The sequence below is a fragment of the Ideonella azotifigens genome (assembly GCF_021043325.1).
Lineage (GTDB): Bacteria > Pseudomonadota > Gammaproteobacteria > Burkholderiales > Burkholderiaceae_C > Ideonella > Ideonella azotifigens.
This window is the reverse complement of record NZ_JAJNKD010000007.1, coordinates 141294-157102: the sequence shown is the minus strand read 5'-3', so window position 1 is coordinate 157102 and position 15809 is coordinate 141294. Positions and strand designations below refer to the sequence as shown.

Sequence of the window (15809 nt, the reverse complement as noted above, 5' to 3'; positions counted from 1 at the left end):
CATCGTGTAGGCCACGCGCTCTTCGGGTTCCAATGGAGCGAGAGAGCCCACTGCCCGGGCGGCCTGGGCAAAAATGGCCGCCCGGGCTGGCCATCGCCGCATGCCGGCTTGATCTTCCGCAACGGAAGGCCAGGTTTGCCCCCTACACTCGGCGGGCCTTTGCCGCCCACACCTTGAACCATCCAGCCGAAGAGCGAAAAGATCCGATGCGCTTTCTCGCTGGTGACGGCGAGATGGCCGCGCGCATTCGCGCGTTCGACTGGGCTTCGACGCCGTTGGGGCCGCCAGCGACCTGGAGCGCAGGCCTGCGCACCATGGTCCGCATGCTGTTGACCACACGGCACCCCGTCTACATTTTCTGGGGCGCCGAACACACCGGCCTCTACAACGACGCTTACCGCGAGTCGCTCGGGCCGGAAAAGCATCCCGCCATCCTGGGCATCCCAGGCCGCAGGGCCTGGGCCGAGATCTGGCACTTGATCGGCCCTCAGATCCTGCAGGTGCTCGCAGGTGGCGGCGCCACCTGGCATCAGAATCAACTGGTGCCGATCATTCGCCACGGTTGCCTGGACGACGTCTATTGGACCTATTCCTTCGGTCCCATCGACGACGAATCGGCCGCCAACGGAGTCGGCGGCGTGCTGGTGCTGGTGACCGAAACCACCCGGCAGGTCATGGCCGAGCGGCAGGCGAAGTTGAACCATGCCAGGCTGGCCAGCCTGTTCGAGCAAGCGCCCAACTTCATGGCCATGCTGAGCGGCAAGGATCACCGGTTTGAGCTGGTGAATCCAGCCTACGAGCGGCTGATCGGGCGGCGCGACGTGATGGGCTTGCCCTTCAGCCAGGCAATCCCGGAAGCGGTGGATCAGGGCTACGTCGACCTGCTGGACCAGGTCTTCGCCACTGGCGAGCCCTACATCGCGGCCTACGCCAAGTTCCGCAGCCAGCCTGCAACAGATGTCCCGCCCGACGAGCGCATTGTCGACTTCGTCTTTCAGCCCACCTTCGACAATCGCGGCGAAGTGGACGGGATCTTCGTGGTTGGCATCGACGTGACGGCGCAATGGCAGGCGCAACAGGAACTGGCTGTCAAGATCGAACAATTGCAGTTGGCCACCGACGCAGGCGAGGTCGGGCTGTGGGATGTCGACAACCTGGCCAACACGCTGTACTGGGCGCCACGGGTCAAGAAGATGTTTGGGGTCCGCGAACAGATGCCCGTCACGATCGCAGACTATTACGACGGGATCCACCCCGAAGACCGGGACGCGACCATTGCGGCCTACCAGCGCGCGCAAAGCCCGTTGGAGCGGGCTTTGTACGACGTCGAGTTCAGAACCATTGGCAAAGAGGACGGGCGGGTTCGCTGGGTGGCCGCCTGCGGCCGAGGCATCTTCGATTCGCAGGGCCATTGCACACGCGTGATCGGCACGGCCATCGATGTCACCGCTCGCAAGCGCAACGAAGCGCTGTTGCGACACCTGAACGAGACCCTTGAACGCAAGCTGTCGGACTACCTCGCCGAGCGAAAGCTGCTGGCCGACATCGTCGAAGGCACGGACGCACTGATCCAGGTCATGGACCTGAACTACCGCTGGCTGGCGATCAACCGTGCGAGTGCGGCGGGGTTCGAACGGGCCTTCGGCATCAGGCCTCGCGTGGGCGATCAGCTGCAGTACCTGCTTCATGAGCACATCGAGGTGCTCAAGGAGATCGAGCCGGGCTGGACCCGGGCCCTGGCAGGCCAGGAGTTCCTGGAGGTGCGGTCGTTCGGGCCGTCGCCCTCGGAGCAGCGGTCCTTCGAGATGCGCTTCCAGCCGCTGTATGACAGCGATGGACGTCTCATCGGCGCCTACCAGTTTGCCTACGATGTGACCGAGCGCATCGAGCACCAGCGAAGACTCGCGGAAAGCGAAGCAGCGCTTTACCAGGCCAGGAAACTGGAGGCGATCGGACAGCTGACAGGTGCCATCGCGCACGACTTCAACAACCTGCTGCAGGTCGTCAGCGCCAACCTGGAGATGATCCGGCGCCGCGCGGAGAATCCGGCGCAGGTCAGAGACTTCGCCAAAAGAGGCACCGAGGCAGCCAGTCGCGGCGCCCGCCTGACAGCCCAGCTGCTGGCGTTCTCCCGCAAGCAGGAGCTGGTCATTCGACCGGTTGGGCTGGGCGCGCTGGTGGACGGCATGGCCGACCTGCTCAAGACCACCCTGGGGGCCAGTGTCGAGTTGCAGCTTGCTGCTGAAGACGTGTGGGTGCACGCCGATGCAACACAGCTCGAAATGGCGCTGCTCAACCTGGCAGTGAACGCCAAGGATGCGATGCCTGACGGTGGGCGGTTCACCCTCGCCAGCCGCGTGCCGGCATCCTTGCCCAGGGACCTTGCACCGGGCGAGTATGTGGAGATCAGCGCGACCGACACCGGCACCGGCATGCCGCCCGAAGTGATGGCCAAGGCCTTCGATCCGTTTTTCACGACCAAGGCAGTCGGGAAAGGCAGCGGGCTGGGCTTGAGCCAGGTTTACGGCCTGGCAACCCGAGCGGGCGGCACCGTCGTCATCGACAGCGATGGCGTGACCGGGACAACGATCAAGGTCTACCTGAAACGGGCGCTCGGTGAAAACTCCGGAGCGTCTCAAGACGCCCCGGCCAGTGGCCCGGTGGCCCTCGCGCCATGGTCGGTGCTGTTGGTCGATGACGAGGAGGAGGTCAGGCGCGGCATCGCCGCCATGCTCACCGATCTGGGACTTGGCGTTCACCAAGCCGAGAATGCAGAGCAAGGGCTTCAGCTCCTGGACGCCCACCAGGTCGAGCTGCTGCTCGTCGACTACGCGATGCCGGGTTCAGACGGCGCCGCCATGGCCAGGGTGGCACGCCAGGCCAAGCCCGAGCTCCCCATCATGTTTGTCAGCGGGCACGCGGACGCCGAAGTGATTCGGGAAGCCATTGGCTACGGTGCCACGCTGTTGCGCAAGCCGGTCTCGTCGGATCAACTCGAGCTCGCGCTGAGGCGCCTCCAATCGCGGTAGGACCGGAAGCCGCCCTCAGCGGAAGGCGGCAGCGCGCCGGACCTGGCGACACCCGGGGAAGAACGCCGGGACTGAAAGACGCCGACGCGGCTCGCCTTGCATGGCGGACCGCGTCGCGCCGGCAGGCTTCATTGACCGGCCGGTGGTTGCCACAGCTCCACCTTGTTGCCCTCGGGATCGATGACCCAGCCGAACTTGCCGTACTCGGAGTCATCGATCTTGTCGAGCACGTCGCAGCCTTCCGCCTTGAGCGTCGCAACCAGGGCATGCAGGTCTTCCACCCGGTAATTGACCATGAACGCGGCCTTGCTGGGCGCGAACTGATCGCTGTCCTGTGGACCGATGGACCAGACCGTCGTGCCGCCCGCGGGCTTGCCATCCGAGTCGGTCCAGGTGAAGGCCGCCCCGCCCCAGGGCTGGACATCGATGCCAAGGTGGCGCTGGTACCAGGCCCGCAGCGCAGGGGCATCCTTTGCCTTCAAGAAGATGCCGCCAATGCCAGTGACTCGCTTCATGTGAACCTCCGATGTGTGAATGTGCCCGGGATCTGCGGCTGCCGGTAAGGCGCGGACCGGATCCGGCTGGGCACTACCATGCCCGAGAACCGCAGCAGCCGCTTGCCAAATCTTGCGAACCGACCGAGAAGCCAGGGGCCTCGCCTCCGTGGACTACGCCGAACGGGTCAACCGTGCAGTCGACCACATCGTGCGCAACCTTGCCCGGCCCTTGCGGCTGGAAGAGGTGTCCGCGGCGGCCGGATTCTCCCCCTTCCACTTCCACCGCATTTTCAAGACCTTGCTGGGGGAGACGCTGCAGCAGTTCGTCAAGCGGCAGCGGCTGGAACGGGCGCTGTACCTGATGTCCCACGCGCCCGGGCGTTCGCTGACCGACGTGGCCCTGGACTGCGGCTTTTCCTCGTCCTCCGACTTTTCCCGCAGCTTCAGGCAACACCACGGCGTGGCACCCAGCCTGTTCGACCTCGAAGCCTTCCGGAGCACTAGGCGGGACGCTTTCGAGCGCATCTTGACCACCCAGGCCGGATCGCCGCTCCTCACGGCCCTGCCGGCGGGCCAGAACCCGGACGGCTTCGAAGTCGTACTTCGTGAGCTGCCCGCACGCACGGTCGCCTACATCCGTGTGCACAACCCCTACCGCGAGGGCGCCGTGCAGGCCGCTTGCGAGCGGCTGCTCGCCTGGGCGATCCCCCGGGGTTTGGCGGACGGCCAGTGGCTGGGTTACATGTGGGACGAGCCCGAGATCGTCGAGCTCGCAAAATGCCGTTACGACGTTGCGCTCGTGGTCGACGACTTCCAGCCAGCCGGTGAGATCGGCCGCTTCGAGTTCTCGCCAATGCGCGTTGCCGAACTCGTCTTGCGCGGCGACATGGCACTCGAGGCCCGCGCTTTCGACTGGCTGTACAAGACCTGGCTGCCGCGAAGCGGCCATGTCCCGGACCATCAGCCTGCGTTCGAGGCCTGGATCGGCCGACCGTTTGCCCACGGGAACGCGCACTTCGAACTCGCGTGCCAGCTCCCTGTCCAGCCTGGCTGACCGCGGGCCGCCGGGCAAGGTACAGCACATGACGGCACTGGTCCGGCCAGACCATGGCTTGCCGCCGCCGTCGCGATTAGTTTATATTTGAACTATTCACTCCTCAAACAACGAGGGGCGACGCTGAACCCGAGAGGACGGCATGCGCATTGTTTGCATCGGCGGCGGGCCTGCAGGTCTTGCCTTCGCGCTCATCATGAAGAAGCTGGACGCCAGCCACGAGATCACCGTGGTCGAGCGCAACCATCCCTACGACACCTTCGGCTGGGGCGTGGTGTTCTCGGACGCAACGATGCAAAACCTGCGTCGCTGGGACGCCGAAACGGCCGGCGCCATCGAGGCCTCGTTCTCGCACTGGGACGACATCGTGCTGGAGTTCAAGGGCCGCAGCCTGCGCTCGGGCGGCCACGGCTTCGTGGGCATTGGCCGCAAGCGGCTGCTGAACATCCTGCAGGCGCGCTGCGAGGCCCTTGGCGTGCAGCTGGTGTTCGACCGCGAGGTGCGCTCGGACGAGGCGTTCGCCGATGCGGACCTGGTCATCGCCAGCGACGGCATCAACTCCGCCGTCCGCACCAAGTACGCCGAAACCTTCAAGCCCGACATCGTCACGAGGCCCAACCGCTTCATCTGGCTGGGCACCAGGAAGCGCTACGACGCCTTCACCTTCGTGTTCGAGAAGACCGAGCACGGCTGGTTCCAGGCCCACGTCTACAAGTTCGACGAGGAGACCTCGACCTTCATCGTCGAATGCACCGAGGAGACCTGGCGCGCCCACGGGCTGGACCGACTGGACGTGGACGGTTCGGTCGCCTTCTGCGAACAGGTCTTCGCGCGTCACCTGGCCGGCGCCAGGCTGATGAGCAATGCCCGCCACCTGCGCGGCTCGGCCTGGCTGAACTTCCAGCGCATCCGCTGCGAACAATGGTGGCTGGACAACGGCCGCCAACCGGTGGTGCTGATGGGCGACGCTGTGCACACCGCGCATTTCGCAATCGGCTCGGGCACCAAGCTGGCGCTGGAAGACGCGATCGAACTGGCGAACCAGTTCAAGCTGAAAGCCGAGGCTGACGGGGCCGTCACGCGTGCCGACCTGCCCGCGCTGTTGGACCGCTACCAGCAGATCCGTGCAGTCGAAGTGCTGCGGCTGCAGAACGCCGCCTGGAACGCCATGGAATGGTTCGAGGTCTGCGGCCGGCGCTACTGCGACCAGCTCGAGCCCGAGCAGTTCATGTATTCGCTGCTCACGCGCAGCCAGCGCATCAGCCACGAGAACCTGCGACTGCGGGATGCGGGCTGGCTGGGGGGCTACGAGCAATGGTTTGCCAAAAAGGAAGCCACCCCGCCGATGTTCACGCCATTCACGGTGCGCTCGGTCATGCTGAAGAACCGCGTGATCGTCTCGCCGATGGCGCAGTACTCGGCCGTGGACGGCACCGTGGGTGACTACCACCTGGTGCACCTGGGCGCGCGCGCGATGGGCGGCGCGGCGCTGGTGATGGCCGAGATGACCTGCACCAGCCCGGACGCGCGCATCACGCGCGGCTGCCCCGGCCTGTGGAACGACACGCAGCGCGACGCCTGGGCCCGCATCGTCGACTGGGTGCACGACCAGAGCGACGCGAAGATCGGCATGCAGCTGGGCCACGCCGGCGCCAAGGGCGCGACCAACCTGGGCTGGGAAGGCATTGACCAGCCTTTGACCTCCGGCGGCTGGCCACTGATCTCCGCCTCGCCGCAGCAGTACCTGCCGGGTGTCAGCGACTGGTCGCGCCAGATGAAGCGCAGCGACATGGACCAGGTGCGCAATGATTTCGCCGCCGCCGCGCGCCGCGCCGCCGAGGCCGGCTTCGACTGGCTGGAGCTGCACTGCGCGCACGGCTACCTGCTGTCCTCTTTCATTTCGCCGCTCACCAACCAGCGCGAGGACGAATACGGCGGCTCGCTGGAGAACCGGCTGCGCTATCCGCTGCAGGTCTTCGCCGCGGTGCGCGAGGCCTGGCCTCAGCAGCTGCCGATGTCGGTGCGCATCTCGGCCCACGACTGGGTCGAAGGTGGCGTCACGCCGGCCGACGCGGTGGAGATCGCGCGGGCCTTCAAGGCGGCCGGTGCGGACCTGGTAGCCTGCTCGTCCGGCCAGGTCAGCAAGGCCGAGCGCCCGACCTACGGCCGCATGTGGCAGACGCCGTTCTCCGACCGCATCCGCAACGAGGCCGGCATTGCCACCATCGCGGTGGGCGCGATCAGCGAGGCCGACCATGTCAACGCCATCATCGCTGCCGGCCGCGCGGACCTCTGCGCCGTGGCCCGCCCCCACCTCGCCAACCCGGCCTGGACGCTGACCGAGGCCGCTCGCATCGGCTACACGGCCATCCCATGGCCAGCACCGTACCGCTCCGGCAAGCCGCAGCTGGAAGCGATCTTCCAGCGCGAGAAGGCGACGCAGCAAGGGGCCGGCCAATGAGCGCGCCGGGCCCCCAAGCGCGAATCCCGCAGTGCGCCGCACGGAGGGTCTTCCGGTGAACGCGCCGCATGTGCTGATCACTGGCGGGAACCGCGGCATTGGCGCGGCCATTGCGCATGCGCTGGCGGCGGACGGCTGGCGCGTGACGCTGGCCGGCAGGTCCATTGAGGCGCTTGAATCAACGCGGACCACGCTCCCCGGTGATGGACACGCCGTCGTGCAGATGGACGTGGCCAGCGCCGACAGCATCACGCGTGCCTTCGCCGATGCGCGCACCGCGCAAGGCCCGCTGCACGCGCTGGTGAACAACGCCGGCGTGGTCGAGACGGGGCCCACGCAACGCTTTGCGCTCGCCAGCTGGGAGCGGATGCTGGATGTGAACCTCACCGGCGTTTTCCTCTGCTGCCAGGCCGCGCTGGCTGACCTGCGCGAAACGCAAGGCCGCATCGTCAACATCGCCAGCACCGCGGCGCAGAAGGGCTATGCCTTCACGGCGGCCTACAGCGCCGCCAAGCACGGCGTGGTCGGTTTCACGCGTTCGCTCGCGCTGGAGCTGGCGCCCGCCGGCATCGCCGTCAATGCCGTGTGCCCGGGCTACACCGACACCGACATCGTGCGCGGCGGCATGGCGCAGATCATGGACAAGAAGGGCAAGAGCGAAGCCGAAGCCCTGCAGAGCTTCACGCAGGCCAACCCGATGCAGCGCCTGGTCCGGCCCGACGAGGTGGCCGAGGTCGTGCGCTGGCTGTGCCGGCAGGCGCCGGCGGCGATCACCGGGCAATCCATTTCGATCAGCGGCGGCGAGGTGATGTGAAGCCATGAAAAACGAAACACCAAGAGACCCGCGCAGCACGGACAGCCTGGACGAGCTGATCGGCGACGACGCGATTGGCCACGAAGGCCGTGCCGGCGCAGGCGACCACGCGGCGGTGCGCACCTGGCTGCGGCTGCTGGCCTGCACCACGCAGATCGAGACGGAAATTCGCCGCCGGCTGCGCACGCACTTCGACATGACGCTGCCGCGTTTCGACTACCTGGCGCAGCTGCACCGCTTTCACGCCGAGCAGCCCGAAGGCCTGCGCATGAGCCAGCTTTCGCGCTACCTGATGGTGACCGGCGGCAACGTGACCAGCCTGACCGACGAGCTCGAGAAAGGCGGCCACGTCACACGCAACATCGATCCTGACGACCGCCGCTCGATCCGCATTGCGCTGACCACGCGCGGGCGGCGCGCCTTCGAGAAGATCGCTGCCGAGCATGAGCGCTGGGTCGTGGAACTGCTGGCCGACCTGAGCGCCGACGAAAGCCGGCAGCTGCACACGCTGCTCGGCCACTTGCGCCTGGGCCTCACGCGCCGCCTCAACGACAAGGCTTGAACACGATGACCAAGACACTGGCCCCCGCGCTGGCCGCCGGCAACCGCCGCCCGCTGGCAGACTTCGCCGCGAAGCACTTCCGCTGGGAGTGCCGCGACCGTGTCGCGCACATCACGCTCTCGCGGCCCGAGCGCAAGAACCCGCTGAGTTTCGAGAGCTATGCCGAGCTGCGCGACCTGTTCGAGCAGCTGCGCTTTGCGCACGACGTGCGCGCCATCGTGCTCGCGGGCGAAGGTGGCAACTTCTGCTCGGGCGGCGACGTGCACGAGATCATCGGTCCGCTGATCGACCTGCCCGCGCCCGAACTGCTGATGTTCACGCGCATGACAGGTGACTTGGTGAAGGCGATGCGCCACTGCCCGCAACCCATCGTGGCCGCGGTGGACGGCGTGTGTGCCGGCGCCGGCGCCATCCTCGCGATGGCCAGCGACCTGCGCTACGGCACCGCGCGCAGCAAGACCGCCTTCCTGTTCGCCCGCGTGGGCCTGGCCGGCTGCGACATGGGCGCCTGCGCGATGCTGCCGCGCATCGTCGGCCAGGGCCGCGCGGCAGAGTGGCTCTACTCTGGCCGCTCACTGGGCGGCGAAGAGGCCGAGCGCTGGGGCTTCTTCAACAGGCTGGTCGAGCCCGAGGTGCTGCTGGACGAAGCCACCGCCTTCGCGCAGTCGCTGGCCGACGGCCCCGCCTTTGCGCATTCGCTCACCAAGTCCATGCTGCACCACGAGTGGAGCATGGACATCGATTCGGCCATCGACGCAGAAGCCCAGGCGCAGGCGCTGTGCATGCTGACCGAGGATTTCGGGCATGCGTACCGCGCGTTTGCCGCCAAGGCGAAACCTGTCTTCGAGGGGCGCTGACATGGTCGACGCTGTCGCTGAAGCATTGGCGTGGCCCTTTTTCGAACCCCGCCACCGCGAGCTGCATGCGCGGCTTTCGAACTGGCTGGCCGAGGCCAAGCTGCCCGAACACCTCTCGCCCCACGCCACGCAGGCCGAACTCGATGCGCATTGCCGCGACTGGGTGCGTGCGCTGGGCCAAGCCGGCTGGCTGCGCCATGCCGTGGCCGGGCGCGAACACGGCGGCGAGTCCGACACACTGGACACGCGCACGCTGTGCCTGCTGCGCGAGACGCTGGGCGCGCACGACGGCCTGGCCGACTTCGCGTTTGCGATGCAGGGCCTGGGCAGCGGCGCCATCTCGCTTGCCGGCTCGCCGGCACTGAAGGCGCGCTACCTGCCGCGCGTGGCCAGCGGCGAGGCGATCGCGGCGTTTGCGCTGTCCGAGCCGGACGCGGGTTCCGACGTGGCTGCGATGGCCACCACCGCGCAGCGCGACGGCGAGGCCTGGGTGCTCAACGGCGAAAAGACCTGGATCTCCAACGGCGGCATCGCGGACTTCTATGTGGTCTTCGCGCGCCAGGTTGCACCGGGCATGACGCCCGAGGCGCGTGGCACCGGCCGCATCGCGGCCTTTGTGGTCGACGCCGACACGACCGGCTTCGAGATCGCCGAGCGCATTGACGTGATGGCGCCGCATCCGCTCGCGCGCCTGGCTTTCCGCGAATGCCGCGTGCCGGCCGCGAACTGCCTGGCCGAGGGTGAAAACGGCGCGGGTTTCAAGCTCGCAATGCGCACGCTGGACGTGTTCCGCACCTCGGTCGCCGCCGCGGCGCTGGGCTTTGCGCGGCGGGCGCTGGCCGAAGGGCTGGACCGTGCGGTCTCGCGAAGCATGTTCGGCCAACGCCTGGCGGACCTGCAGCTCACGCAGGCCAGGCTGGCCGACATGGCACTGGCCGTCGACTCGGCCGCGCTGCTCACCTACCGCGCCGCCTGGCGCCGCGACCAGGGCCACACCGTCACCCGCGAAGCCGCCATGGCCAAGCTGGCCGCGACCGAAAACGCGCAGCGCGTGATCGACGCCGCGGTGCAGCTCTGGGGCGGCGCGGGCGTGCGCTCGGGCGCGGTCGTCGAGCGCCTGTACCGCGACATCCGCGCGCTGCGCATCTACGAAGGCGCCAGCGAAGTGCAGCAGCTCATCATCGCCAGAGAGCTGTTGAAGTAGTTCTCACGAGGAACGCACCATGACCCAAGGCCGATCCGCCCACCTCGACACCTTTGCGCGCGACCACCTGCCGCCGCGCGAACTGCAGCCCGAGTACCTGTTCACGCTGCCTGAACTGCAGTTCCCGCCGCAGCTCAATTGCGCGGCCGCACTGTTGGACGGCGCCATCGCGCGCGGCTGGGGCGAGCGGCCCTGCATCCTCGCCCCCGGCCTGCGCTGGACTTACGCCGAACTGCAGGCGCGTGCCGACGCGATAGCGCATGTGCTGGTCGAAGACATGGGCTTGGTCCCCGGCCAGCGCGTGCTGCTGCGCGCGCCGAACAACCCCATGCTCGCGGCCTGCTGGTTCGGCGTGATGAAGACCGGCGCGATTGCGGTGGCGACCATGCCGTTGCTGCGCGCCAAGGAGCTGAAACAGGTCGTCTCGAAGGCGCAGGCCACGCACGCGCTGTGCGACCTGGCGCTGGCCGAGGAACTGCAGCTGGCGCGACCGGACTGCACGACGCTGGCGCAGGTTCGGCTTTTCAACGATGCTTCGCCCGAAGGCCTGGAAGCCGCGATGGCCCGCCACCTCGGCAAGCCCTTCACGGCCGTGGACACCGCGGCGGACGACACCTGCCTGCTGGCCTTCACTTCCGGCACGACCGGCGTGCCCAAGGCGACCATGCACTTCCACCAGGACGTGATGGCCATCTGCGCCTGCTGGCCGAAACACGTGCTGCGCGCGGAAGCCTCGGACACCTTCATCGGCAGCCCGCCGCTGGGCTTCACCTTCGGCCTGGGTGGGCTGCTGCTGTTCCCGCTGTCGGTGGGGGCCAGCACCGTGCTGCTCGAAAAACCGACGCCGCCCGCGCTGCTGGACGCCATCACCGAGCACCGCGCCAGCGTGCTGTTCACGGCGCCGACAACCTACCGCGCGATTGCCGCACAAGCGGGCGAGCGACGGCTCTCGGCAGCGCAGGGCGGCCCGCTGCGCAAGTGCGTGGCCGCGGGCGAAGCACTGCCCGCGGCCACGCGCAAGCTGTGGCAGGACGCCACCGGCATCGCGATCATCGACGGCATCGGCTCCACCGAGATGCTGCACATCTTCATCTCGGCCGACGAGGAACACGCCCGAGGCGGCGCAACCGGCACTGCCGTGCCGGGCTACGTTGCCTGCGTGCTGGACGAACGTGGCCAGGAGGCGCCGCGCGGCCAGGTCGGCCGGCTCGCGGTGCGCGGGCCCACCGGCTGCCGCTACCTGGACGACGAACGCCAGGCCAGCTACGTGCAACACGGCTGGAACCTGACCGGCGACGCCTACCTGCAGGACGAGGACGGCTACTTCCGCTACCAGGCGCGCACCGACGACATGATCATCTCGGCCGGCTACAACATCGCGGCCCCCGAGGTCGAAGGCGTGCTGCTGGAACACCCGGCAGTGGCCGAATGCGCGGTGATCGGCGTGCCGGACGAGGAGCGCGGCGAGATCGTCAAAGCCTACGTCGTGCTGCGCGCCGGCCACGAAGCCAACGACACCACCGTGCGTGCGCTGCAGGATTTCGTGAAAGCCAGCGTTGCGCCCTACAAGTACCCGCGCGCGGTCGAGTTCCGCAGCGAGCTGCCACGCACCACCACCGGCAAGCTGCAGCGCTTCCGCCTGAAAGTCTGAGAAACCCATGAAAACCACGCTCCAACCCGCCGACTGGCCGCGCCCGCGTGGCTATGCCAACGGCGTCGCTGCCCAGGGCCGCCAGGTGTTTGTCGCCGGCATGATCGGCTGGAACGCCGCGCAGGCCTTCGAGAGCGACGACCTGGTCGACCAGGTGCGGCAGGCGCTGCGCAACGTGCGTGCGGTGCTGGACGAAGCCGGCGCCGGGCCGCAGCACATCGTGCGCATGACCTGGTATTTGGTCGACCGTGCCGACTACCTGGCCCGCAACCGCGAGATCGGCGCCGCCTACCGCGAAGTGATGGGCGCGCACTACGAGATCGCGATGAGCGCGGTGGAGGTGCGCGGGCTGATGGAGGCCCGCGCCAAGGTGGAGATCGAGGTCACCGCCGTCGTGCCGCAAGCGCTGTGAGGCCTGCGGGATAACCCGCGCCATATCTCAAACCGCGATAGCTGCTATCGGTGCCCGGGTCTGGAACCGCAGGGGCAGCAGCAGAACAATGCGGCGGCGGATGGCTGTCGTCTCCGCACAGGAGACCCGCCCGCATGACCCCCGCCGCCCCTCGCCGCGTCGATGTCCAGACATTGATCAACGAGCACCCGTTTTCCCCGTTCCAGTGGGTGATCTTCGGCCTGTGCTTTTTCATCGTGCTGCTGGATGGTTTCGACACCGCAGCCATCGGCTACATCGCCCCTTCGTTGCTGAAGGAGTGGGGCCTGAGCAAGCCGCAATTGGCACCGGTGCTGAGCGCGGCGCTGTTCGGCCTGGCGGCAGGTGCGCTGTCGGCCGGGCCGCTGGCTGACAAGCTGGGCCGCAAACGCCTGCTGGTGATCTCGGTTGCGGTGTTCGGCCTGGCCTGCGGCGCCTCGGCGATGGCGGGCGAGCTCAGCACCCTGGTGCTGCTGCGCTTCCTCACCGGCCTGGGCCTGGGTGCGGCCATGCCCAATGCCGTGACGCTGATGAGCGGATACTGCCCGGACGCGCGCCGCGCCACGCTGACCAACGCGATGTTCTGCGGCTTCCCGCTGGGCGCCGCCTTCGGCGGATTCCTCGCCGCCTGGATGATCCCGCAGTGGGGCTGGCGCAGCGTGCTCGCGCTGGGCGGCCTCACGCCGCTGCTGCTGGTGGTGCTGCTGGTGCTGTTGCTGCCGGAATCGGTGCGCTACCTGGTGGCGCAGCGCGCGCCCATCGACCGCATTCGCGCGGTGCTGGCGCGCATTGCCGGCGACGCCGCACGCCGCGCCGAAAGCTTTGTGCTGACCGAGCACCGGCCAGTGACCAACGAGCGTGGCGGCCTGTCCGTCGTGCTGTCCGGCCCGTACCGCGTGGGCTCGCTGATGCTGTGGCTGGCCTACTTCATGGGCCTGGTGATGTTCTACGCGCTGATCAACTGGATGCCCATCCTGTTCAAGGACGCCGGCGTGGAGCCGCGCACCGCCACGCTGATCTCGGCGCTGTTCCCGCTGGGCGGCGTGGGCGCGATCTTCTTTGGCTGGCTGATGGACCGTTTCAATGCGAACCGCGTGATCGCCATCGGCTTTGCGCTGACCGCCGTGGCGATCTGGGCCATCGGCCATGCGGCCGGTGAGGTCGCCACGCTGATGGCGGTGGTCTTCATCGGCGGCACGCTGATGAACACCGCGCAGTCCTCCCTGCCTGCGCTGGCCGCCGGCTTCTACCCCACCAACGCCCGCGCCACCGGCGTGGCCTGGATGCTGGGCATCGGCCGCTTCGGCGGCATTGCCGGCTCCTTCCTGGTGGCCCAGCTCAGCGCGCAGCGGCTCAGCTTCGCCGGCATCTTCGCGGTCGTCGCGGTGCCCGGGCTGGTGGCCGCCGCGGCGCTGATCGTCAAGCAGTTTGCCGAGCCGGACGGTGGCCAAGACACGCCCGGCCGCCGCACAGGCGCTGCCGCTGCCGCCCATTGATTTCCCTTGCGAGGACACCTCCATGATCATCGACGTTCACGGCCACTACACCACCGCGCCGGCCGCGCTCGGCGCCTGGCGCGACCTGCAGATCGCCGGCCTGAAAGACCCGTCCAAGACGCCCAGCGCCAGCAGCCTGAAGATCAGCGACGACGAGATCCGCGAGTCCATCGAGAGCAACCAGCTCAAGCTGATGAAGCAGCGCGGCTCGGACCTGACCATCTTCAGCCCGCGCGCCAGCTTCATGGCCCACCACATCGGCGACTTCAACACGTCCTCGACCTGGGCCGCGATCTGCAACGAGCTCTGCTACCGCGTCTCGCAGCTGTTCCCGGACCATTTCATCCCGGCCGCAATGCTGCCGCAGTCGCCCGGCGTGGACCCGGCCACCTCCATCCCCGAACTGGTCAAGTGCGTGGAGCAGTACGGCAATGTCGGCATCAACCTGAACCCGGATCCGTCCGGCGGGCACTGGAACTCGCCGCCGCTGAGCGACCGGAGCTGGTACCCCATCTACGAGAAGATGGTCGAGTACGACATCCCGGCGATGATCCATGTGAGCACCAGCTGCAACGCGTGTTTCCACACCACCGGTTCGCACTACCTGAACGCGGACACGACGGCCTTCATGCAGTGCCTCACGTCCGACCTGTTCAAGGACTTCCCGACATTGAAGTTCCTGATTCCGCATGGCGGCGGCGCAGTGCCCTACCACTGGGGCCGCTTCCGCGGGCTGGCGCAGGAGCTGAAGAAGCCGCTGCTGAGCGAGCACCTGCTGAACAACATCTTCTTCGACACCTGTGTCTACCACCAGCCCGGCATCGACCTGCTGACCAAGGTGATCCCGGTCAAGAACATCCTGTTCGCCAGCGAGATGATCGGCGCGGTGCGCGGCATCGACCCCGAAACCGGCCACTACTACGACGACACCAAGCGCTACGTGGCGGCCACTGCCAACCTGAGCGACGAAGAGCGCTACCAGGTCTACGAGGGCAATGCGCGCCGTGTCTTTTCACGGCTGGACACCGCACTGAAGAACAAGGGGCTGTGACATGTACGAACTCGGCGTTGTCTACCGCAACATCACCCGCGCGGATCGCGCGGCCACCGACCGAATGGCCGCGCTCGGCTCGGCCACGGTGCACGAAGCCATGGGCCGCGTGGGCCTGCTCAAGCCCTACATGCGGCCCATCCAGGTCGGCACGCAGGTCAGCGGCACGGCGGTCACGGTGCTGCTGCAGCCGGGCGACAACTGGATGATGCATGTCGCCGCGGAGCAGATCCAGCCGGGCGACATCGTCGTCGCCGCGGTCACGGCCGATTGCACCGACGGCTATTTCGGCGACCTGCTGGCGACCAGCTTCATGGCCCGCGGCGCGCGTGCGCTGGTCATCGATGCGGGCGTGCGCGATGTCAAGACGCTGAAGGAAATGGGCTTTCCGGTCTGGAGCAAGGCCATCTCGTCCAAGGGCACGATCAAGGCCACGCTGGGCTCGGTCAACATCCCGGTGGTCTGCGCCGGCATGTGGGTCACGCCGGGTGACGCGATCGTTGCGGACGACGACGGCGTCGTCTGCGTGCCCGCGGCGCGTGCCACGGAAGTGGCCGAAGCGGCTGCCAAGCGCGAGAGCTTCGAAGGCGAGAAGCGCGCCAGGCTGGCCAGTGGCGTGCTGGGCCTGGACATGTACAAGATGCGCGAGCCGCTGGAGAAAGCCGGGCTGCGCTACATCGATTGAGTTCCTTCCCCACCCACG

At 67.7% G+C, this 15809-nt stretch carries 13 protein-coding genes; 12 read left to right on the top strand and 1 reads right to left on the bottom strand.

Annotation, left to right across the window (positions count from 1 at the left end; all coding sequences use genetic code 11):
* Positions 1–173 precede the first annotated feature (173 nt).
* Positions 174–3029, top strand: coding sequence for a PAS domain-containing protein (locus LRH25_RS16595; protein WP_231011691.1), 2856 nt, complete (start codon positions 174–176; stop codon positions 3027–3029).
* Between the two features lie 128 nt (positions 3030–3157).
* Here the strand turns inward: LRH25_RS16595 and LRH25_RS16590 are convergent, their stop codons facing one another.
* Positions 3158–3544 (bottom strand): VOC family protein, encoded by a 387-nt coding sequence (locus LRH25_RS16590; protein ID WP_141287042.1) that lies wholly within the window; start codon positions 3542–3544, stop codon positions 3158–3160.
* A 148-nt stretch (positions 3545–3692) separates the two neighbouring features.
* Here LRH25_RS16590 and LRH25_RS16585 point away from each other — a divergent pair, with 148 nt between their 5' ends.
* From LRH25_RS16585 to ligK, 11 genes are all read left to right on the top strand, one after another.
* The gene (locus tag LRH25_RS16585) at positions 3693–4580 is read left to right on the top strand and encodes an AraC family transcriptional regulator (RefSeq protein WP_231011687.1); all 888 of its coding nucleotides are present in this window, start codon (positions 3693–3695) and stop codon (positions 4578–4580) included.
* A gap of 142 nt (positions 4581–4722) precedes the next feature.
* Positions 4723–7041: a bifunctional salicylyl-CoA 5-hydroxylase/oxidoreductase gene (locus LRH25_RS16580; RefSeq protein WP_141287046.1), complete on the top strand. Its 2319-nt coding sequence runs from the start codon at positions 4723–4725 to the stop codon at positions 7039–7041.
* A 55-nt stretch (positions 7042–7096) separates the two neighbouring features.
* Positions 7097–7855 carry an SDR family NAD(P)-dependent oxidoreductase gene (locus LRH25_RS16575; protein WP_141287048.1) on the top strand — a complete coding sequence of 253 codons (759 nt, stop codon included), beginning with the start codon at positions 7097–7099 and terminating at the stop codon, positions 7853–7855.
* Positions 7856–7859: 4 nt separating this feature from the next.
* Positions 7860–8417 (top strand): MarR family winged helix-turn-helix transcriptional regulator, encoded by a 558-nt coding sequence (locus tag LRH25_RS16570; protein ID WP_141287050.1) that lies wholly within the window; start codon positions 7860–7862, stop codon positions 8415–8417.
* 5 nt (positions 8418–8422) lie between these two features.
* The gene (locus LRH25_RS16565; protein ID WP_141287052.1) at positions 8423–9274 is read left to right on the top strand and encodes an enoyl-CoA hydratase family protein; all 852 of its coding nucleotides are present in this window, start codon (positions 8423–8425) and stop codon (positions 9272–9274) included.
* Between the two features lies 1 nt (position 9275).
* Entirely contained in the window at positions 9276–10478 is a 1203-nt protein-coding gene (locus tag LRH25_RS16560) for an acyl-CoA dehydrogenase family protein (protein ID WP_231011686.1), read from the top strand.
* Positions 10479–10497: 19 nt separating this feature from the next.
* Positions 10498–12129, top strand: coding sequence for an AMP-binding protein (locus tag LRH25_RS16555; RefSeq protein WP_231011684.1), 1632 nt, complete (start codon positions 10498–10500; stop codon positions 12127–12129).
* Between the two features lie 7 nt (positions 12130–12136).
* Complete coding sequence (locus tag LRH25_RS16550) at positions 12137–12541, top strand: RidA family protein (protein WP_141287930.1); 405 nt, start codon at positions 12137–12139, stop codon at positions 12539–12541.
* A gap of 134 nt (positions 12542–12675) precedes the next feature.
* A complete protein-coding gene (locus LRH25_RS16545) occupies positions 12676–14055 on the top strand; it encodes an MFS transporter (RefSeq protein ID WP_141287929.1) in 1380 nt (459 codons plus the stop codon).
* Between the two features lie 22 nt (positions 14056–14077).
* Positions 14078–15106 carry an amidohydrolase family protein gene (locus LRH25_RS16540; RefSeq protein WP_141287928.1) on the top strand — a complete coding sequence of 343 codons (1029 nt, stop codon included), beginning with the start codon at positions 14078–14080 and terminating at the stop codon, positions 15104–15106.
* 1 nt (position 15107) lies between these two features.
* Positions 15108–15791: a 4-carboxy-4-hydroxy-2-oxoadipate aldolase/oxaloacetate decarboxylase gene (gene ligK, locus LRH25_RS16535; RefSeq protein WP_141287927.1), complete on the top strand. Its 684-nt coding sequence runs from the start codon at positions 15108–15110 to the stop codon at positions 15789–15791.
* Positions 15792–15809: the final 18 nt, after the last annotated feature.